This is a genomic window from Pseudomonas sp. KUIN-1, from assembly GCF_009176725.1.
Taxonomy (GTDB): domain Bacteria; phylum Pseudomonadota; class Gammaproteobacteria; order Pseudomonadales; family Pseudomonadaceae; genus Aquipseudomonas; species Aquipseudomonas fragariae.
The window spans coordinates 1,541,841-1,562,190 of record NZ_AP020337.1; the positions used below are offsets into that span (position 1 = coordinate 1,541,841).

A 20,350-nucleotide genomic window follows, 5' to 3' on the forward strand; every position below is an offset into this window, starting at 1 on the left:
GAAAACAACAAGGAGCCCTCATTTGAAACTGCTCGGCATCTTCACCCTGGTCCTTGCGCTCACCGGCTGCAGTTCGATGTTGTTCTACCCCGAGCAAGGTGTTCCGTTCACGCCCGACAAGGCGCGCCTGCAGTATCAGGACGTGAACCTCACTGCTGCCGACGGGACGCGCCTGCACGGCTGGTGGTTGCCCGCCAAAGAAGGCGTGCCGGTCAAGGGTACGGTGCTGCATCTGCACGGCAACGGTGGCAACCTGTCCTGGCATCTTGGCGGCGTCTGGTGGCTGCCCGAGCAGGGTTATCAGGTGTTGATGCTGGATTACCGTGGCTATGGCGAGTCGCAGGGCGAGCCGAGCCTGCCGGCGGTCTATGAGGATGTTCAGGCCGCTTTCGACTGGTTGAACACTGCACCGCAAGTGCAAGGCAAACCGCTTGTGGTCCTGGGGCAAAGCATTGGCGGGGCGCTGGCCGTGCATTATCTTTCCGAACACCCGCAAGAGCGTTCGCGTCTCAAGGCGCTGGTGCTGGACAGTGTGCCGGCCAGCTACCGCAGCGTCGCGCGAAACTCGCTGAGCAAATCGTGGCTGACCTGGCCATTGAAAACGCCCTTGTCCTGGCTGATCCCGGAAGCCGACAGCGCGGTCAACGGCCTGCCACGACTGGCCGGCACACCGATGCTGATCTTTCACAGCATGGACGACACGCTGGTGCCGCTCGCCAACGGCCTCGAGCTGTACAAGGCCGCGCCTCCGCCGCGCGTATTGCAATTGACCCGTGGTGAACACGTGCAGACGTTCGCAGACCCTCTCTGGCGTCAGGTGATGCTGCGCTATCTGGACGATCCGACGCATTTCAACGGTCTGCGTCGCCTTGCGGAAGTGCCCAATTACCCGACCCCCGCAACACCGCCAGCGCAATGAGCCGCGATCGTAACCTCAACGGCATGATCCTCAGCGCTGTTGGTGCGGTCATCGGCACAGTGGGCTGTCTGTGGTTTTACGGCTACCTGCACTTCGCAAAGCCCGAGGATGCACTGTTGCTCGGTGAATTCACCCTGCTCAAAACCGTGCCCGGCGAGGATTACAAGGTCGCTGCCACGCCAGCCGCCGAGGTCGCGCAGTGCGTTGATGGCGTACTGGTGTTGTTCGATACGTCGCGAAAAGGTCTGTCAGGCGTGTTGATCGATGATCGCAGGCACGCAGTGCGCTGCCTTGGCCAGCAAACGCCTCGGCCGTAAGACACCGGTAAAAACCAGCGTCCATGAAAAAGCCCCGCCTGTATGCGCAGGCGGGGCTTCGGTGCAGCAGCTCAGTCGCTTATTTCATCGAAGAGCGCGGTGCAACAGGCTGGTTGTCGTTGGAGATAGTCACTTCCACACGACGGTTCATGGCGCGGCCCGAGTTGCTGGTGTTGTCAGCAACCGGGTATTCCTTGCCATAACCCATGGTCACAACGCGCGCTGGGTCTACACCCATGCGTACCAGAGCCATACGCACCGAGTTGGCGCGACGCTCGGACAGCGACTGGTTGTAGGAAGCCGAACCGGTGCTGTCGGTGTAGCCTTCGACAATCACTTTGCGATCAGGGTTTTCCTGCAGGAAGGCAGCCAGCTTGCCAATGTCGCCCTGGGCGGTCGGCTTCAGTTCGGCCTTGTTGTAGTCGAACAGCACGTCACCGAAGGTCACCAGCGTACCGCGTTCGGTCTGCTTGGCGTTCAGGCTGTTTTTCAGTGCAGCGATCTGCGCGTCACGTGCTTCCAGACGGGCCTTGGCGCGGTCGGCAGAAGCATTTTGCAGCGCTGCTTCAGAAGTGCGCAGGGCGATGGTCTGCTTGGCCAGCTCGACGCGCTGGTTGGTCAGATACGACAGTTGGTCGACTTTCTGCACGTCCTCATCGTTGCGGAAGGCCTGTTCTGCCTTGGTCAGCCATTCGCTGGCGTCCTTGGTTTCAAGGGCTGCGACTTGAGTGGCCTGAGGGTTGGTCTGCAGCGCGGTGAAGTTGCTGCGAGCCTGTTCCAGGTTAGGGTTCGGCTTGGTTGCACAGGCTGCCAGGGCAACGCTCATGGCCAGCAGAGCAGGGATCATCAATTGTTTACGCATAATAGGGTCGTCCTTTAATCAGTTACGAATTCATGAAAACAGAAGGGTGTACAGGACAATCACTGCACCTGACGCAGGCCTTCTTCACGGAGTTCGTTGACGCCTTGACGAGCGTCCTGCACGGCCTTGGCAGCTTTGGCGGCCTGAGATTTGCGTTCTGCTACGCGAGCGTCCCACTCGGCCTGTTCAGCCAGACGGCGTGCTTCATCGTATTTGTGATCCTGCATGGCCAGATCAGCAGCCTTGAGCTTGTCCTGAGCCGACTTCATTTCTACCGCCGCGAACTCGGTACCGCCAGCGCTGACAGCGCTGTTGACTGCCGATTGCGAAACCGCGTACTGCTCGGAGGGCGGGTTACCGGCACAGCCGGCCAGGATAAAGGTGCTACCGAGTGCCAGCGCAGCCAGCTTGAGACCGCGCAGGCCTTTGAATTTGGTTTTGGCAGTTAGGGTGTTCATGTTGATCAACTCCAATGTCTGACTCCAACGTGGTTATCCATGACAGTCGTTGCATCAAGTCCGGGCATCAGGTTCTACAACCGCCTACTGCCTTTCGGGCTTTCCTGTAATGGTTAATGGTTCCGACCTTCGCGGTTTTTGAATAGTTCAGATAAATATCTACTGACCGGTCAGGAATTTTCAGAGGCATTCAGACGAGTGCCAATATGTTGATCATCATATGAAGGCGCGTCGAACCCCGTTCAATAACCCTGATCGCGTTCAGGTTTTTGCTGAAGCATTTGTCCAACTGCAGACTTTTGGTGCACTGTTGGCATAGCGGATTCGAATTCACGTACGCCCGTGCTACCGAGCGGGTACGCAACTGAGCCCAGATAAAAAACGGGAGAGGAACGATGGCCGATATCGATGCGCGTCTGCGCGAAGACGTTCACCTGTTGGGTGAGCTGTTGGGGAATACGATTCGCGAGCAGCGAGGTGCGGAATTTCTCGACAAGATCGAGCGTATTCGCAAAGGTGCCAAAGCGGGCAGGCGCGGTTCCGCAGAAGGGGCCGAGCAACTCAGCTCCAGCGTCGACGGGCTGGGTGATGATGAGCTGCTGCCGGTGGCGCGTGCGTTCAACCAGTTTCTCAACCTGGCCAATATTGCCGAGCAATATCAGCTCATGCACCGCCGCGATGATAAACAGCCGCTGCCATTCGAGTCGCGAGTACTGCCCGAACTGCTTGATCGCCTCAAGGCCGAAGGCCACTCACCTGATGCCCTGGCACGCCAGCTCAGCAAGCTGGAAATCGACCTGGTGCTGACTGCGCACCCGACCGAAGTGGCACGTCGCACGCTGATTCAGAAATACGACGCCATCGCAGCGCAGCTGGCTGCACTTGATCATCGCGATCTCAATAGCATCGAGCGCACACAGATTACTTCGCGCCTGCAGCGGCTGATTGCCGAGGCCTGGCATACCGAAGAGATCCGGCGCATCCGACCCACCCCTGTCGATGAAGCCAAATGGGGTTTCGCGGTCATCGAACATTCCCTCTGGCACGCCATTCCAAACTACCTGCGCAAGGCAGACCATGCGCTGCATGCGGCCACCGGTCTGCATCTGCCCCTGGAAGCCGCGCCGATCCGTTTTGCCTCCTGGATGGGCGGCGACCGCGACGGCAACCCGAATGTCACCGCCGCTGTCACCCGCGAAGTGCTGTTGCTGGCGCGCTGGATGGCCGCTGACCTGTACCTGCGTGACGTGGACAATCTCGCCGCAGAACTGTCGATGCAGCAGGCTAGCGATGCTCTGCGTGCCAGCGTGGGTGACAGCGCCGAACCCTATCGGGCAGAACTCAAACGCCTGCGCGAGCGCTTGCGCGCGACGCGCAACTGGGCCAATGCCTCACTGAGCGAAACCCTGCCTGCGCCGGAAGCGGTGCTGCGAGACAACCGTGAACTGCTCGACCCGCTGCTGCTGTGCTTCCAGTCGCTGCACGAATGCGGCATGGGTGTCATCGCCGACGGCCCGCTTCTGGATTGCCTGCGTCGTGCGGTCACATTCGGCCTGTTCCTGGTGCGTCTGGATGTTCGTCAGGATTCCAGCCGTCACTGCGCAGCGATGACCGAAATCACTGATTACCTGGGGCTGGGTCGCTACGAAGAGTGGGATGAGCAGACCCGCATCGATTTTCTGTTGCGTGAATTGAATAACCGCAGGCCGCTGCTGCCGAGCTACTTCAAACCGGCCGCCGATACCGCAGAGGTTCTCGCAACCTGCCGCGAGGTGGCGGCCGCCCCGGCGGCGTCGCTGGGGTCCTATGTCATCTCGATGGCCGGCTCGGCTTCGGATGTGCTGGCCGTGCAACTGCTGCTCAAGGAATCCGGGCTGCAGCGGCCCATGCGTGTGGTGCCGCTGTTCGAGACCCTGGCCGACCTGGATAACGCCGGGCCGGTGATCGAGACGCTGCTCGGGCTGCCGGGCTATCGCTCGCGTCTGCACGGCCCGCAAGAGGTGATGATCGGCTATTCCGACTCGGCCAAGGATGCCGGCACCACTGCGGCGGCCTGGGCGCAGTACCGCGCCCAGGAAAGGCTGGTGGAGATCTGCCGCGAGCAGCAGGTCGAATTGCTGCTGTTCCACGGTCGCGGCGGTACAGTCGGTCGTGGCGGCGGTCCCGCGCACGCGGCGATTCTGTCGCAGCCGCCGGGTTCTGTGGCCGGGCGTTTCCGGACCACCGAGCAAGGGGAAATGATTCGTTTCAAATTCGGTCTGCCGGACATCGCCGAGCAGAACCTCAATCTGTATCTGGCTGCCGTGCTGGAAGCGACCCTGTTGCCACCGCCACCTCCGCAGCCAGCGTGGCGGACGATGATGGACCAGATGGCCGACGACGGGGTCAGTGCCTACCGAGCGGTGGTGCGCGAGAATCCCGAATTCGTCGAGTATTTCCGTCAGGCGACGCCCGAGCAGGAGCTGGGGCGCTTGCCACTTGGCAGTCGTCCGGCCAAGCGCCGCGAGGGCGGTGTAGAAAGTCTTCGTGCCATTCCGTGGATCTTCGCCTGGACGCAGACGCGTCTGATGCTGCCCGCCTGGCTGGGTTGGGAGGCCGCGCTGAGCAAAGCGCTGGAGCGCGGCGAAGGCGAGGTGCTGGCGCAGATGCGTGAGCAGTGGCCGTTCTTCAGAACGCGCATCGACATGCTGGAAATGGTCCTTGCCAAAGCCGATGCGGACATCGCCCGACTCTACGACGAACGTCTGGTCAGCGCCGAGCTGCAACATTTGGGTGCACATTTACGCGACCTATTGTCGCAGGCGTGCAATGTGGTTCTGGGGCTGACCGGGCAGACGCAACTTCTGGCTCACAGCCCTGAAACGCTGGAATTCATCAGTCTGCGCAACACCTACCTTGACCCGTTGCATTTGCTTCAGGCGGAGCTGCTGTCGCGCTCGCGTAATCGTGAAGCCAGTCTGGACAGTCCTCTGGAACTGGCGCTGCTGGTGTCTGTAGCGGGGATTGCTGCCGGTCTGCGTAACACGGGCTGATGGATCCGGCCAATGTCATCGTCGGGCCTTTTCGGTCCGGCGATGGCCAGCGCGGGTTTTCCAGGCGGGTCTGCCTGAAACGTTGATATAGGTCATGTCACTCTGAAATCAAGGCCGGCAAGCCGGTACGCCTGCGGTTACTGCGACTTTCGGCGGCTTGTGCGGCCTCGGTCTGCTGTGTATCTTGATCAGCCTTTCGGCCTATTGGCCTGATTCATTTTTTAGATTGGCCCCCGAGGCGAATCCGATGATTTCACTATAAAAAATTTGAGGAGCATGACGATGCGCGTGATTCTGCTGGGAGCTCCCGGGGCCGGTAAAGGTACTCAGGCAAAATTCATCACTGAAAAGTTCGGCATCCCGCAGGTTTCGACAGGCGACATGCTGCGCGCTGCAGTCAAGGCTGAAACCGAGCTGGGCCTGAAGGCCAAGAGCGTCATGGACTCAGGCGGTCTGGTTTCCGATGACCTGATCATCGGCCTGATCAAGGACCGTCTGGCCGAGCCGGACTGCGCGAACGGCGTGCTGTTCGATGGCTTCCCGCGCACCATTCCACAGGCCGAAGCCCTGTTGAACGCCGGTCTGGAAATCGACCATGTGCTGGAAATCGCGGTCGATGACGAAGAAATCGTCAAGCGCATGTCCGGCCGCCGGGTTCACGAAGGTTCCGGGCGCATCTACCACACTATCTTCAATCCGCCGAAGGTCGAAGGTATCGATGATGTGACCGGCGAACCGCTGTTGCAGCGCAAGGACGACGTCGAAGAGACCGTGCGTCATCGCCTGTCCGTGTACCACGCGCAGACCAAGCCGCTGGTCGAGTTCTACAGCAAGCTGGAAGCGAAGAACGGCAAGCCCAAGTGCAGCCATATCCCGGGCGTCGGCTCGGTTGAGGACATCACTGCAAAAGTACTGAAAGCCTTGAGCTGAGGCTCGCAGGCTGAACAATAAATGGCCCGCTTGCGGGCCATTTGTCATTTATACTGCTGCACTTTTTCACATTGACCACGACGGAAACACCGATGACCACCTTGCTGGCCCTGGACACCGCCACTGAAGCCTGCTCGGTCGCTTTGCTGCATGACGGCAAAGTACTGAGCCACTACGAGGTGATCCCGCGCCTGCACGCCCAGCGGCTGCTGCCCATGATCAAAAGCCTGATGGCCGAGGCGGGCATTGCCATGTCGGCGCTGGACGCCATCGCTTTCGGACGTGGTCCCGGTGCGTTCACCGGTGTACGTATTGCCATCGGCGTCGTGCAAGGCCTGGCATTCGCCCTTGAGCGTCCGGTGCTGCCCGTGTCGAACCTCGCCGTGCTGGCGCAGCGCGCCTTGCGCGAGCACGGCGTGTCGCAAGTGGCCTCGGCCATCGATGCACGCATGGACGAGGTGTACTGGGGCTGCTATCACGAGAGCGCCGGCGAGATGCGTCTGTTGGGCGACGAAGCTGTGATGGCGCCCGAACTGGCCACGCTGCCTGCGCACGCCAGCGGGCAATGGTTTGGTGCCGGTACGGGCTGGGGCTACGCAGAGCGTATTCCGCTCAGCCTGGCAGGCCATGATGCGGCCATGCTGCCGCACGCGCAGGATCTGTTGACACTGGCGACCTTCGCCTGGCACCGCGGCGAAGCCCTGCCTGCGGATGACGCTCAGCCGGTCTACCTGCGCGACAAGGTCGCTACACCTAAAGCACGTTGATGGAATGAGTTCAGGACCCGCGCAATCGTCTGATTCGTCATGAACACGTCTTTCAATACTCGCCAGCATCAGCCAATGCTGGAAAAATATCAGTTTGCCATCTACCGTTTATCGTCTGAATGGTCTTTAATCTCATTTGGCGATAACAAGTTGCAAGATATGTGGTCTAGTTATCGTTACGCAATTTGCGAACTACAAGGCAGTAACGCTAAATTGCCACTATCGACGCCGAGTACATAATCGATGCGCATAGACGGAACCTCATCACGCTCGTACCCCATCAAGCGAAAGCCGCAGAAAACACCTTCGACGGTCGAAGGTTCTTTTGAGGAAGTCGTGGTTGATGCCGAGCTGCCGCCGCCACCAGCGCGCGCTCGCCGTGAAACGGGTGATCCAACGATTGGCAGCACTGCCAACGTACCTGCGCGTCCGCAAGACATCATTTTCCCGCGCTCCATGAGCTCTCGTGTCGCCCATGCGCTGGCCAGTTATATGGCCACTGCCAGTTTTGTCGATTGGGACCTTGAAGTATCGGGGCTCGATCTGCACGTCTGATTGTGTCTCGTCTGCCTTACTACCTCGGTTGTCCGTCATGGAGTGAAAACGCCTGGCGCGATTCGCTGTACCCCGAAAATGCCCGCCCCAATGATTTCCTGAACCTCTACACTCAGGTGTTCAACGCTGTCGAAGGCAACACCACGTTCTATGCCCGTCCCGCCGCCACTACGGTGCAGCGCTGGGCAGAAATAATGCCCGACGATTTTCGCTTCACCGCCAAATTCCATAAAGACATCAGTCACAACGGCGACCTTCGTGAGCAGGTGGGCGCCGCTGGGGAATTCATTCGCCTGCTTGCGCCTCTGGGCAGACGGGTCGCGCCGTTCTGGCTGCAGTTGCCCGCCAGCTTCACACCGCAGCGCCTGGCCGAACTGGCCGGTTTTCTTGACGAGCTCAAGGTGTCTGTAGCAGTGGAAGTGCGCAACATGGCTTTCTTCATGAAAGGTGACGAAGAGCGCATGCTCAATCGCCTGTTGCTGGACCGAGGCGTCGAGCGCATCTGCCTCGATTCGCGGGCATTGTTCAGCTGTGTCTCGAGTGATCCTGCAGTCCTGCACGCCCAATCGAAAAAGCCCAAGGTGCCGCCTCGTCCGGCTGCGCTGACGCTGTTTCCCCAAGTGCGCTTCATCGGCGGTCCGGACCTGGAGGCCAACGATCAGTTTCTGCTGCAGTGGGTGGAAAAGGTCGCCGTGTGGATTGAAGAGGGGCGCACGCCGTATGTCTTCCTGCACACTCCGGACAACATCAGGGCTGCCGAGCAGGCCATGCGCTTTCACCAGCAACTGATGGCGCGATTGCCGGGCTTGCCGGCATTGTTCGAACTGGATCGCGGGCCTCAGGTGGAACAGTTGGGCTTGCTCTGAGGTCTTCCAGGTGTGGGCTGAAAAAGCCTGGCCTTGCGGAGAGCACGCTTATGGATGCGCAACTGCGCTGTGTTGCCCCTGTTTACAAACGCCTCTTGCGGTTCGCCTCTGTTGCCCTGGTCAAGGGTTGAGCATGCGCGTGCTTCTGGTATTCCTGTTGCTCTGTGCAATGGCTGCGTTGGCAGTCTGGCGTGGCTGGGTCGATGTCCCCGAGCGCTGGAACCCATGGGCGCCACTGGATGTGCGGGCCGAGCCCAACTTTCTGACGGCTTACAAGCTATCGCGATTGCAGAACGATCCCGCACTGTGCGATCAGGTGCTGAGTTCGTCGGGGTTGCGTTTCAGTCGCCAGGCCGACAGTGATCCGTCTGCTCGTTGCCCTCTGCAAAATACCCTGCGTATCCAGGGTGGCGACGTGGCGCTGAGCAGCAGCTTTCTGGCCAGTTGCCCATTGGCGGTCGCCTATGCGCTATTTGATATCCACACGTTGCAGCCTGCCGCCCAGGCCGTTTTCGGCCAGCGGGTAGCGCGGATCGATCACTTGGGCAGCTTTGCCTGCCGCAATATCTATAACCGCACCAACGCTCGGCTCAGCCAGCATGCCACGGCCAATGCGCTGGACATGGCAGGTTTTCGCCTGGCAGACGGTCAGCGCATCGGTGTTCTACAGGACTGGAACGATGATGGGGACAAGGGGCGTTTTCTGAGGCTGTTGCGTGACGGTGCCTGCAAAAATTTCAGTACGGTGCTCGGGCCGGAGTACAACGCAGCGCATCGCGATCATTTTCACGTCGACATGGGGCGCTGGTCGGTGTGCAGGTAAAGCCGCGGTAAGCTGCCGGCAGGAAGCGTTCGGGGCTTATGCCGCCATCCGCAGGTTTTGCAGGATCAGCGGGCGTGCCCAGCCGTTCTCGTAGTCGAACTGGCGTTGTTGGGCGGCGATGGTCTGCTCATCCAGGGGCAGGGCAGGCTTGTCGGCCAGTTCCCATTCAAATTCGGCAATCGGCAGATGAAGCGGGCGTGGCTGCGGGCCAGGGCCTGGTTTGACGCTATCGTCATACGGATTCAGAACGGTAGGGCGTACCCAGTGGCTCTCGAATTCCAGATGGCGTTGCTGTTCGATCATTTCAGCCATGCTGAACGGCTCGGCAGGCGGAGGCAGCAGATCAAGGTCGAACTCGGCAATCGGCAGGAACAGCGGCTCTGGAGGCTTGACCTCGGTGTCGGTGACCGGGCAGGTACGTTGCTCGACGATTTTGCTCAGGGTTTTTGCGCCAGCGACCGGTTCGCCTGTTTCTACATCCACCTCAACGGCCGTCGGGTGCACGGGGACTGAAGCGCTTTCACTGACCTGATCCGCCATCGCCCGGGCAAATGCATCCGACCACAGCTGCGTCACACCACCCAGTGTGCGGCTGTTGCGTACGCTAAAGTCGCCTGAGTGCGACAAATAGCCGATGGATGATTGAACAATCTCTGACATAGCGATCAGTACTGGCCTTGGGTCTGGCAAAATGCCGGATACTTGGTTATCGGCAGGCTTTGCCGAACATTAACAATTTTTGAGTGTGTAAACGCAATGATTGAGCAGCAAGCAGGCAGTCGTATCCGGGTCGAAGCCCTGGCCGTTGGCGGACAGGAGCAGGCGGCGCAATGGGCGCAGCGCCTGGGCCTGCCGTTGACCGATGCGCACGCTGATTTTGCACTGCAGCTTACTGACGAAGGGCTGCAGTTGCAGCAATTGGGCGATGATGCGCCAGGCGCGGTACGTGTCGATTTTGTCGAGGGCGCAGTGGCTCATCGGCGACTGTTCGGTGGTGGGACCGGGCAGATGATTGCCAAGGCGGTTGGTATTCAGCCAGGCATTCGCCCCAGCGTGCTGGATGCAACGGCAGGGCTTGGCAAGGATGCGTTCGTGCTGGCAAGTCTCGGTTGCGACATGAGCCTGATCGAGCGTCAGCCGATCATCGCTGCATTGCTGGAGGATGGTCTGGCCCGCGGGCGCGGTGATCGTGACGTCGGTTCGATCATTGCCCGGATGCGCCTGTTGACCGGCAACTCGATCGACCTCATCCGCGCCTGGACAGGCGAGCCGCCCCAGGTGATCTACCTGGACCCGATGTTCCCGCATCGGGAAAAGACCGCCCTGGTGAAAAAGGAAATGCGTCTGTTCCGGCCGCTGGTCGGTGATGACATGGACGCGCCAGCCTTGCTGGAAGCCGCGCTGGCGCTTGCCACCCACCGCGTGGTGGTCAAACGCCCGCGCAAGGCCCCCTGCATCGACGGCCTTAAGCCGGGCTATGCGCTGGACGGCAAATCCAGCCGCTACGACATTTACCCGAAGAAAGCCTTGAAGCCCAAGGCAGCCACAGACGAGAGCGGTGCATAGCGCCTATCGTCGACGGCCTGAGCCCGAATCAAACGCAGATGCGCCTGTAAATACAGGCGCGAATCCCGCACTCAAAGTGCGCCAAACACTTTCTTCGCCAGGCCCGTAGCGGCGGCAGCAGGGTTGGCGCGAATGCTTTCTTCCTGTTTGGCGATCATTTCGAACAGCCCGTTCAGCGCTTGCTCGGTCACGTAGCCTTCAAGGTTGGCATTTTTGCTGTCAAGCGCGCCAAGTGCTGCCGCTTTGCCGGCAAAGGCGTTGTACTTCTGGGCCAGGCCCACCTGATCGGTGGACTTCTTGACGATAGGCAGGAACTTGGCGCGAATCTGCTCGCGGCTGGTGCTGCTCAGGTACTGGGTGGCCGAGTCCTTGCCACCGCCGAGAATGGCTTTGGCGTCGGTTACGCTCATCTTTTTCACTGCGTCTACAAGCAGGGCCTGAGCTTGAGGCACGGCGGCTTCGGCGGCCTGGTTCATGCTGGTTTCCAGCTGATCGACCTGAGTGCCCATGCCGAGCATTTTCATTTTTTTCGCGATCTGGCCGAGTTTGCCCGGCAGCTCGATACGTACCTCTTCATTTTTGCTGAAGCCACCGGGCACGCCGAGCTGTTTGACGGCGACCTGTGCGCCTTGAGTCAGGGCATCCTTGAGTCCTCCGGTCGCGTCCGATTGCGAGAGGTCGCTCAGCGACAGGGCGAAGACGTTGGCCGACAGCAGAAGGCCAGCGCACAGGCCGGCCAGGGTGAAGGAAAAACGAGGCATGAGAGCTTCCTTGTTGAAGTGGGTTCTGACCTGAACCCGGGTCGATAGTGGTGCGGTGCGTGATCAAGCGTATCAGGAAGTCGCAACAGGCACTTGCGCCCGTGAGCGATGCACGTCAATCGATGTCGGGGGTGATGAAGCCTTGTGAAACGACAACGGCGCGTGAAGGCGCGCCGTTGAAGGGAGCAAGCAGTGTCGAACGGATTAGCCGGCTGCCTGAATGACCTTGATTTTCAGGCCGCTCTGGTCCTGGTTGGTCAGTTCAACAGGATGAACAGTGTCGTTGATCCAGATAAGTTTGCCGTCATGTTCGATGCGTGCCGACAGTGCATAGCTGCGACCCTGAATGGGGTAGCGATCTGCGGCATAGCCCAGTTCAAACCGCAGTGGCACCTGGCTGGTAATGTGTGTTTCGCTGACGTCGATGACAGGGGCCAGAACATCAGCAAGGCTGATGTCACTCAGGGTGACAGTGAGCTTGCAGTCCGCTGGCAGCAGGATGCGTGGCAGGTAATAAACTTCACCCTGAAGGCGTACTAGGGGTTCGCTGGACATTTCAATTTCCTTATTGAGTGTGGGTACCAGTCATTGGCACAAACCACACCTTAGCAACTGCCGGGAGGCATAAAGCACTCGTCTAAAGATCCCCGGCTAATTGCGGAAAATCCCTACGCTGCGCCTTGATCGGTTCCCGCTTCCTGCTCCTCTTCATTGCTGTGCAAGGCCACTTGCCGAATCGAAAGACGGATTTCGGCAGGCAATACCCGCTTGGCCGCACCTTCTGCCAGTTCGCCCAGCATCGGGTGATAGCTCAGCTTGCCGGCGCTGTCCTTGCGCAGTACGCCCAGGTCCAGCAGGGTCTGGATGAAGTGCCGGAACAGGCTCTTGTCGAAGAACTCCGGCGCATTGAGGCCATGCAGAATCGACAGGCGCTGGGCCATGACCGTGCACAGGTCCTCAAGCTGCTCGGGGCTCAGCGTGTTCTGCCCGCTGTTGAGCAACAAGGCAATCGCCATGTAGAAGCGCTGCAGGGTCTGGGCGATGGCGCGCGACAACAGGGTCAGCAATACGAACTCGCGGGAACTGGGCTCCGGGCGCACGTAGGCGTCCTTTTTGAAGCGCAACAGACCTTGTTCCACGAACGCTGCCAGCCACTGATCGACCACGTCATCCAGTTCGTTCAGCGGCCAGCGAATGAACAATTCCGATTGCAGGAACGGATACAGCGCACGTGTGTAGCGCAGGATCTGTTCACGGGTCATGCGCGACGAGCTCTGGAAAAAGCTCGCCAGCAGCGAGGGCAGGGCGAAGATGTGCAGGACGTTGTTGCGGTAATAGGTCATCAGCACCGCATTCTGTTCGTTCAGGTACAGAATTTTGCCCAGCGCGTCTTTTTGCTCGGCGAGCAGGTCCATGCCTTTGACATGCTCGATCAATGAGCGGCCATCACCTTCCGGCAACGTCGTGTGCGGGGAGTACGGAACGGCGCGCAGCAGGGTCAGGTACAGGTCGAGAACCCGCTCCATGGCCTGATCGTCCAGCGCCAGTCTTTGCGTCGACAATAACGCCACGGCAACCAGGTTCATCGGGTTGACGGCAGCGGCTTCGTTCAGGTGCTGAGCCACACGCTCGCCCAGACGGTGCGTGGTCTCGCTCAGCCATTCGGGGCGAAATTGCGGGTCCAGTTGCTGTTCGCGCCAGTCCGGTTGTTCGCCATCGAGAAACTCGGCCAGTTTGATCGGCGCACCGAAGTTCACTGAGACCTGGCCGAAGCGCTGCTTCAGCGCGCCGATGACTTTGAAGATATCGAAGATCGACTCTTTCTTCTTGGTTGCTCCGCGCAGTTCGCCCAGATAAGTACGGCCTTCCAGTACGCGCTCGTAACCGATGTACACCGGGATGAAGACGATAGGCATCCGCGAGTTGCGCAGAAAGCTGCGCAGGGTAATGGCGAGCATGCCGGTTTTCGGTTGCAGCATGCGCCCGGTGCGCGAGCGACCGCCTTCGACAAAGTATTCGACCGGAAAGCCCTTGATGAACAGCGTGTGCAGGTATTCGGTGAACACCGCCGTATACAGCGGGTTGCCCTTGAACGTGCGGCGCATGAAAAATGCCCCGCCACGTCGCAGCAGGCCGCCGACCACAGGCATATTCAGGTTGATGCCGGCGGCGATGTGCGGCGGCGTGAGGCCGTTGCGAAACAGCAGGTAAGACAGCAGCAGGTAATCGATATGGCTGCGGTGGCAGGGGACATAAATGACCTCATGTCCCGGCGCGACTTCCTGAACGCCTTCGATGTGGCTGACCTTGATGCCGTCGTAGATCTTGTTCCAGAACCAGCTGAGCACCACTTCCATGAAGCGGATCACTGAATAGGTGTAGTCCGAGGCGATCTCGTTGCCGTAGCTCAGCGCCCGTTCCCGCGCCTTTTCCTGGGTGATGTGTTCACGCTCGGCTTCTTCGATGATCGCCTGCTTGACCAGCGGCTCGTCCAGCAGACCTTTGACCACCGTGCGCCGGTGCGAAACGTCGGGACCGATCACGGCACTTTTCAGGTTGCGAAAGTGCACGCGCAGCAGACGTTGGGTCATGCGCAGGGTCAGTTCGTAACCTTTGTTTTCACCCACCAGTTCGCGCATGTGGATAGGCGCGGAAAACTGCACGCGGGTCTTGCGGCCCAGAATCAGAATGCTGACCAGGCGACGTAAGCGGCCGGTCACCGCCCAGCTGTCGGCAAACAGCAGCTTCCAGGCACTGGACTCGCGGTCAGGCGACTGGCCCCAGAACACGCTCACCGGGATGATCTGCGCGTCTTCGCCGGGGTTCTGGCTGACGGCTGCGACCACACGCTCCAGCGTCGGAGGCGCACCACGCTTGTCCTGGCGACCGAGCCAGTCGGGGGAGGGGGTCAGGTAAAAGAATGCGGCCGGCTCGATCAGGTTGCCGACCGCTACCGACAGCACCGGACGAGGCAGACCGGCCTTGCGGCATTCTGTGTCGATCACTGCCAGATCGCTGATCGACGGCGATTGCAGTGCATAGAACACCGGGCGGCTGCGGTCCAGATTCAGCGTAAAAGACGATTGATTGATGGTTTCCGAGCGAACCCAGAGATACAACAAACGGCGCAGGGTGCCGAACACAAGGCGACGGAATGGAGAGCGGGTCATACGGCTTCTGCTGAGTGAGGGGCGGGCGATTGCCCTGGATGGGCGCCAGTGTGACGTATCCCGAAGCGATCGGCAAAAGCGCCGGTGCGCGCGCTGAACGGATCACGTCTGAATGACCGCTTGCCGAGCCGGGCTCACCTGACGACGGCACGTATCAGGAACGTCGCGGCGAAAAATCCTACGCGGTTCGCCAGGTAATCTCTTCCTCACCGTCGGCACTCACGCGTATCCAGCGGTCGGCCGTCTCGTCGCTTTCTTCTTCAACCCAGGTGCCCGGGGCGCAACGTACTTCGACGTTCAATGCCTTGAATGCGGCGCGAGCACAGGCGATGTCGTCTTCCCACGGGGTCTGATCGCTGTCCAGGTGCAGGCTGTTCCATTTACCGACCGCTCTGGGCAGCCAGGTCACGGCGACAGTGCCCGCGGTGCATTTCCAGGTCTGGCCTTTCTGCTTCCAATCGCTGCAAAAGCCCAGCGCTTTGCCGAGCCACTGGGCGATTGCCTTGTGATCGACGTCTTCGTCTTTCAGGTAAATCTCGATATCGGGTTGGCGCATGGGGGCCTCTGTTGAATGCTTATTGCAGCACGAAATAATCGTAGCGCATGGAAACGGTGACCTTGAAAGGTCCTGGTTGCTCGATGACCGCTGCCCGACGTTCGGCGCTGGCGCGCCAGCCGTGCGGTGTCATGGCCAGCAGATCGGCGCGGGACTGGCCGTCGATCAGCTTCAGCGTGTAGCGCAGTGTTTCGCTGTGTTGCAACTGCATGCCTTGCGGCACCAGTGACAGGTGCTTGTCGTCTGCGTAATCGCGCACTTCATCATAGAGCCGCTGACGCAGCTCCATCAGATGCTCGCTGGTCGGGCCGACCCGCATCAGTCCGCCGCCAGGGGTCAGCAAACGCTTGGCTTCCTGCCAGTCCAGCGGGCTGAACACGCTGGCCAGAAACTGGCAGCTGGCATCCGCAAGTGGCACACGGGCCATGCTGGCGACCATCCAGGTCAGCGCCGGATCACGACGACAGGCGCGTTTGACCGCCTCGCGGGAGATGTCCAGCGCATAGCCATCGGCATGCGGCAAGGCTTCGGCAATCTGCGCGGTGTAATAACCTTCGCCACAACCGATGTCCAGCCAATGCGCGGGGGATCGCTCGGCGGCCAGTTCAGCCAGTCGCCGGGCTACCGGCGCGTAGTGCCCGGCGTTGAGAAAATCGCGTCGCGCCTCGACCATGGCCTGATTGTCGCCCGGGTCGCGGCTGTTCTTGTGCTGCACCGGCAACAGGTTCAGATAACCCTGACGGGCTCGGTCGAAACGATGATTGGCCGGGCACACCACGCCGTTGTCGGCAGTGCTGAGCGGCGCTGAGCAGATCGGGCAGGTCAGCATCAGGCGAGCAACTTGACCAGAGTCTGGTAGTAGATCTCGGTCAGCACATCGAGGTCGCTGGCCAGAATACGTTCGTTGACCTGATGGATCGTTGCGTTGACCGGCCCCAGCTCGACCACTTGGGTACCGAGGGTGGCGATGAAGCGACCGTCGGAGGTTCCGCCGCTGGTTGAGGCTTTAGTCTCACGGCCGGTGACGCTTTTGATGCTGGAAGACACGGCGTCCAGCAACGCGCCCGGTTCGGTGAGGAACGGCAGGCCGGACAATGCCCAGTCCACGTGCCAGTCCAGTTCATGCCTGTCGAGGATATCGGCAACGCGCTGCTGCAGACCTTCGACGGTCGACTCGGTGGAAAAACGGAAATTGAAGACCGCCACCAGATCGCCGGGGATGACATTGGTGGCGCCGGTGCCAGCGTTCAGGTTGGAGATCTGGAAGCTGGTCGGCGGGAAGAAGTCGTTACCGTGGTCCCAGTGCTCGGCGGCCAGTTCGGCCAGGGCCGGCGCGGCCAGGTGAATCGGATTCTTCGCCAGATGCGGGTAAGCGACATGGCCCTGCTTGCCGCGTACCGTCAGCGTGGCGCCCAGCGAACCGCGCCGACCGTTCTTGACCACATCGCCGACCAGCGTGGTGCTCGACGGCTCGCCGACGATGCACCAGTCCAGACGCTCGTTACGCGCTGCGAGGCGTTCGACCACGGCTTTGGTGCCGTGATGCGCCGGGCCTTCTTCGTCGCTGGTGATCAGAAATGCCACCGAGCCCTTGTGATCAGGGTGGTCGGCGACAAAGCGTTCGGCCGCCACCAGCATGGCCGCCAGACTGCCTTTCATGTCTGCCGCGCCGCGTCCGCAGAGCATGCCGTGCTCGTCGATCAACGCATCGAACGGGTCGTTCTGCCAGTTCTGCAGCGGCCCGGTCGGCACCACGTCGGTATGCCCGGCGAAACACAGTACCGGGCCGTCGGTAGTGCCGTGGGTGGCCCAGAAGTTGTCGACGTCTTCGATACGCATTGGCTCCAGCTTGAAGCCGGCATCGCCCAGGCGCTGCATCATCACGGTCTGGCAATCGGCATCGACCGGCGTCACTGACGGACGGCGGATCAGATCGCAGGCGAGTTGGAGGGTGGGCGAGAGGTCGGCTGGGGCCGTCATGTACAGAACTCCGGTAGCAAGACTTTGGGCGCGAAAAGGCGGATATCTTAAAGCAAAACGACGACCTGAGGCCGTCGTTTATCGTGCCCGGTGGATATGTCAGGTTGTCGGCAGTGCCGGGCGGTTTGCGCGTGCCGACAAGATAGCCATGGTTATGGCTGCAAGATAAGGGAGTGATTGTGCGAACAGCATGGTTATCCAGAAACCGGAATTCGTATCGATGGATGCCCTGCCTGTGAGCAAAAGCACAATCGCGATCCAGGAGATCGCCAAGGTAGACAGTTCTTCCCTTACATCGAGCAGGTTTTGTCCGATCCGGTTTGCAGAGGTATGTTTGGGCGTTCTGTAGAAAGGCATCGCCGAGGTGAAAAGCCCCGCCAGCACTGCCTTGCCCAAGGTCGGATAAAGCGCCATGCCGGCCAGTATCGCCGCCAGTGCCTCTTTGATGTGTGTGCTGACCAACCGCCGGTAAAGCACAATCATCTTGAACGAGCGCAGGGCAAACATCAGTATCAACGACGTGGAAAATATCCATGGCAGCGGCCCGAAAGTCTCGGGCTTAAGGATCATTGCCATCGACCAGGCCAACGCAGCCAGCGTTAACAGATAATTCATTCCTTCTGCCACCCACGGCATCCACCCCGCGATGAAATGGTAGCGTTGCATCGCGCTCAGGGACGCGCAATTTCCTGCAATCAGGCTTCCGGCGTGCCGCTTGACGATCTGCATAGCTCCATATGCCCAGCGATATCGTTGTTTCTTGAAGTCCATGAACGTATCGGGAGTCAGCCCTTTGCCATAGCTGATAGCGGCGTAACCAGTGGAGAAACCACTTTCAAGCATACGCAGGCCAAGTTCGGCGTCTTCGCATATGCACCATTCCGCCCAGCCCAGTCGGTCCAGTGCTGATCGGCGGATCAGTGTCATGGTGCCGTGCTGGATAATTGCATCGTGATCGTTACGGATCACCATGCCGATGTTAAAAAAACCTCGGTACTCGGCCTGACAGCAACACTTGAACAGGCTTTCGTGACCGTCGCGATAATCCTGCGGCGATTGAATGACTGCAACCTTCGGGTCCGTGAAGTGGGGCACCATATGTTTGAGCCACTGTCGATGGACACAGTAATCAGCGTCGATGACTGCCACTACCTCTGCGTCTTCAGCGGTATGTCTCAGGAGGTAGTTGAGCGCACCCGCTTTGAATCCGGGAAGTGGACTGACATGAAAAAACCGGAACCGAGGGACGAGCTGCTGACAGTATCGCTCGATAGGCTTCCAGATGGCCGGGTCCTGAGTATTATTGTCGATAACCAGCACCTCGAAGTCCGGGTAGTCCAGCGTTTGCAACGAGTCGAGAGTCCGTTTCACCATGTCCGGAGGTTCGTTGTAGCACGGAACATGCAGGGAAACTTTCGGGGCGGGACCAACAGGACGATGGACGGGGCTGAAAGAGCGTGGGGTGTCCGGTCCCCAGCAGGCTTCGAGGAATTCGTGCGTTTCGATACCCATGTAAGTCAGCACGCTGGCAGCCCAGATAAAGACGACAGGCAGCGCGAGCCAGGCGGGCAGTGGCTGTGAGTAGTGCATGCCGAACCCTGACAATGCGCAATAAGCCAGCACGATTATCAAGGCGCCTGCAGGCCACGACTCCGGTTTAAGGCGGGTGATAAGCCTGAGTGTTTCCGAGAGCATGTTGACCGGCATTTTTACCGGGCCGTTGACGTGCAGTTTTAATCTGCGCTTTGCATCGAACAAACCCCAATTAGGCCCGGGCAGACCTTCTTCAGTCTTCCAGTGCTGGTCGAAGGCTTCTATCACGAAATAGTCATGGCCGTGCTGATCCAGTAATGGAATCTGGTTGCGCAGGTATATCGAGTGCTCTGCGTCAGAGGTCGTCATCCGCCTCTTGGCGATGGCCTTGCTCGGCCAGCCAATCTCCGAAAGTATGAGGGGCTTGTCGGGGAATCTCGTTCTCAGTTCGTTCGCGTGTGCCAGAACGATCGCGGTCGCGTCCAGCGCTGAAACGCCTTCCCAGAAAGGCAAAATATGGGCGGCAATGAAGTCGACATGCCTGACGAGGTCCGGCGTCTCGTACCATTGTGTCCATATCTCGGAGGTCGAAACAGGCACATTGACGGCGCGTCGTGCGGTCTGCAGATAGTGAATAAGCAGATCGATGGGAACATCATCACGAAACAGGACTTCATTTCCCAAGACCAGGCGTTGCACGCTGGAGTAACGGTTGGCGAGTTCGATCCCTGCATTTATTTCCTCGATATTGTGCGTTTCATCCTCTGTTATCCACACGCCAAGCGTGACATTCATGCCCAGTGCTTCGGCGAGTTCGGGGATATGCATCAATGTCCCTTCCACCGAGTAAGTTCTTATATTCCGTGTAATGCTTCGAAGTAGCAGCAGGTCTTCTCTTATCTGATCACGCGTCGGAAAAATCTGTTTGTAGGGGCTTTGGCCCGGTCGAAAAGGGGCGTAGGCCACGCCAGAGATCATTGCAGGCCAGTTGGGCGGATAATTGAACCTGGTTTTGAACAGGTTTTTCAGCCACGTGCCTGCCTTGTTTGAATATTCATCCATGTGTGAAACGTGCTCCATGCTTGTTGCACTGGTGCCGCGAGTTCCCTTCGCGTTGGTTAACCTTAGTCGCCCTCGTTCATTGCCGTTTGCAATGCTTAGACTCTTTTCCTCGGGCGTTTCCAAAAACGGAATGGCGTTTAGGCAGTGGGCGTTGATCGCGTTCTAAAATCATTATTTTTTACTTCCCTTGAGT

The 20,350-nt window shown here is 59.5% G+C and carries 19 protein-coding genes; 9 read left to right on the plus strand and 10 right to left on the minus strand.

Annotated features, from left to right (window positions below):
* The first annotated feature begins 22 nt into the window (after positions 1 to 22).
* Together KUIN1_RS07370 and KUIN1_RS07375 are read left to right on the plus strand one after the other, a co-directional pair.
* Positions 23 to 919, plus strand: a complete 897-nt coding sequence (locus KUIN1_RS07370) for an alpha/beta hydrolase (RefSeq protein ID WP_152091913.1) — start codon at positions 23 to 25, stop codon at positions 917 to 919.
* Positions 916 to 1,236 (plus strand): lipoprotein, encoded by a 321-nt coding sequence (locus KUIN1_RS07375; protein WP_011266955.1) that lies wholly within the window; start codon positions 916 to 918, stop codon positions 1,234 to 1,236. Before KUIN1_RS07370 ends, KUIN1_RS07375 begins: the two co-directional genes overlap by 4 nt.
* A 79-nt stretch (positions 1,237 to 1,315) precedes the next feature.
* Here KUIN1_RS07375 and KUIN1_RS07380 read toward each other — a convergent pair whose 3' ends face one another.
* The gene (locus KUIN1_RS07380) at positions 1,316 to 2,098 is read right to left on the minus strand and encodes an OmpA family protein (RefSeq protein ID WP_011266956.1); all 783 of its coding nucleotides are present in this window, start codon (positions 2,096 to 2,098) and stop codon (positions 1,316 to 1,318) included.
* A gap of 59 nt (positions 2,099 to 2,157) precedes the next feature.
* On the minus strand, positions 2,158 to 2,571 hold the full coding sequence (locus tag KUIN1_RS07385) for a DUF4398 domain-containing protein (RefSeq protein ID WP_003409265.1): 414 nt from the start codon (positions 2,569 to 2,571) through the stop codon (positions 2,158 to 2,160).
* A gap of 380 nt (positions 2,572 to 2,951) precedes the next feature.
* On the opposite strand from KUIN1_RS07385, the gene ppc reads away from it, so the two are divergent.
* From ppc to KUIN1_RS07415, 6 genes are all read left to right on the plus strand, one after another.
* On the plus strand, positions 2,952 to 5,588 hold the full coding sequence (ppc, locus tag KUIN1_RS07390) for a phosphoenolpyruvate carboxylase (protein ID WP_011266958.1): 2,637 nt from the start codon (positions 2,952 to 2,954) through the stop codon (positions 5,586 to 5,588).
* Positions 5,589 to 5,870: 282 nt separating this feature from the next.
* Entirely contained in the window at positions 5,871 to 6,518 is a 648-nt protein-coding gene (gene adk / locus KUIN1_RS07395; protein ID WP_004406317.1) for an adenylate kinase, read from the plus strand.
* A 92-nt stretch (positions 6,519 to 6,610) separates the two neighbouring features.
* Positions 6,611 to 7,285 (plus strand): tRNA (adenosine(37)-N6)-threonylcarbamoyltransferase complex dimerization subunit type 1 TsaB, encoded by a 675-nt coding sequence (gene tsaB / locus KUIN1_RS07400; RefSeq protein ID WP_004406315.1) that lies wholly within the window; start codon positions 6,611 to 6,613, stop codon positions 7,283 to 7,285.
* 243 nt (positions 7,286 to 7,528) lie between these two features.
* Positions 7,529 to 7,840 carry a hypothetical protein gene (locus tag KUIN1_RS07405; protein ID WP_011266960.1) on the plus strand — a complete coding sequence of 104 codons (312 nt, stop codon included), beginning with the start codon at positions 7,529 to 7,531 and terminating at the stop codon, positions 7,838 to 7,840.
* A 2-nt stretch (positions 7,841 to 7,842) separates the two neighbouring features.
* Positions 7,843 to 8,706 (plus strand): DUF72 domain-containing protein, encoded by an 864-nt coding sequence (locus KUIN1_RS07410; protein ID WP_096126441.1) that lies wholly within the window; start codon positions 7,843 to 7,845, stop codon positions 8,704 to 8,706.
* 133 nt (positions 8,707 to 8,839) lie between these two features.
* Positions 8,840 to 9,529, plus strand: coding sequence for an extensin-like domain-containing protein (locus KUIN1_RS07415; protein ID WP_152091914.1), 690 nt, complete (start codon positions 8,840 to 8,842; stop codon positions 9,527 to 9,529).
* A gap of 36 nt (positions 9,530 to 9,565) precedes the next feature.
* Here the strand turns inward: KUIN1_RS07415 and KUIN1_RS07420 are convergent, their stop codons facing one another.
* Complete coding sequence (locus KUIN1_RS07420; protein WP_004406299.1) at positions 9,566 to 10,189, minus strand: hypothetical protein; 624 nt, start codon at positions 10,187 to 10,189, stop codon at positions 9,566 to 9,568.
* Between the two features lie 96 nt (positions 10,190 to 10,285).
* Between KUIN1_RS07420 and KUIN1_RS07425 the strand changes: the two genes are divergently transcribed.
* Positions 10,286 to 11,095 (plus strand): class I SAM-dependent methyltransferase, encoded by an 810-nt coding sequence (locus KUIN1_RS07425; protein WP_011266962.1) that lies wholly within the window; start codon positions 10,286 to 10,288, stop codon positions 11,093 to 11,095.
* Between the two features lie 71 nt (positions 11,096 to 11,166).
* Here KUIN1_RS07425 and KUIN1_RS07430 read toward each other — a convergent pair whose 3' ends face one another.
* From KUIN1_RS07430 to KUIN1_RS07460, 7 genes are all read right to left on the minus strand, one after another.
* Positions 11,167 to 11,856: a DUF4197 domain-containing protein gene (locus tag KUIN1_RS07430; RefSeq protein WP_024651763.1), complete on the minus strand. Its 690-nt coding sequence runs from the start codon at positions 11,854 to 11,856 to the stop codon at positions 11,167 to 11,169.
* A gap of 204 nt (positions 11,857 to 12,060) precedes the next feature.
* Positions 12,061 to 12,411, minus strand: coding sequence for a YbaY family lipoprotein (locus KUIN1_RS07435; RefSeq protein ID WP_024639892.1), 351 nt, complete (start codon positions 12,409 to 12,411; stop codon positions 12,061 to 12,063).
* A 113-nt stretch (positions 12,412 to 12,524) separates the two neighbouring features.
* Positions 12,525 to 15,026, minus strand: coding sequence for a glycerol-3-phosphate 1-O-acyltransferase PlsB (gene plsB, locus KUIN1_RS07440; RefSeq protein WP_004406292.1), 2,502 nt, complete (start codon positions 15,024 to 15,026; stop codon positions 12,525 to 12,527).
* Between the two features lie 178 nt (positions 15,027 to 15,204).
* Complete coding sequence (locus tag KUIN1_RS07445) at positions 15,205 to 15,582, minus strand: hypothetical protein (protein ID WP_004406289.1); 378 nt, start codon at positions 15,580 to 15,582, stop codon at positions 15,205 to 15,207.
* A 19-nt stretch (positions 15,583 to 15,601) separates the two neighbouring features.
* A complete protein-coding gene (locus KUIN1_RS07450; protein ID WP_024639894.1) occupies positions 15,602 to 16,411 on the minus strand; it encodes a putative RNA methyltransferase in 810 nt (269 codons plus the stop codon).
* Positions 16,411 to 17,562: a succinyl-diaminopimelate desuccinylase gene (dapE, locus tag KUIN1_RS07455; RefSeq protein ID WP_003409292.1), complete on the minus strand. Its 1,152-nt coding sequence runs from the start codon at positions 17,560 to 17,562 to the stop codon at positions 16,411 to 16,413. The genes KUIN1_RS07450 and dapE overlap by 1 nt, the downstream gene beginning before the upstream one ends.
* A gap of 99 nt (positions 17,563 to 17,661) precedes the next feature.
* Positions 17,662 to 20,157, minus strand: coding sequence for a glycosyltransferase family 2 protein (locus KUIN1_RS07460; protein WP_152091915.1), 2,496 nt, complete (start codon positions 20,155 to 20,157; stop codon positions 17,662 to 17,664).
* Between the last annotated feature and the right edge of the window lie 193 nt (positions 20,158 to 20,350).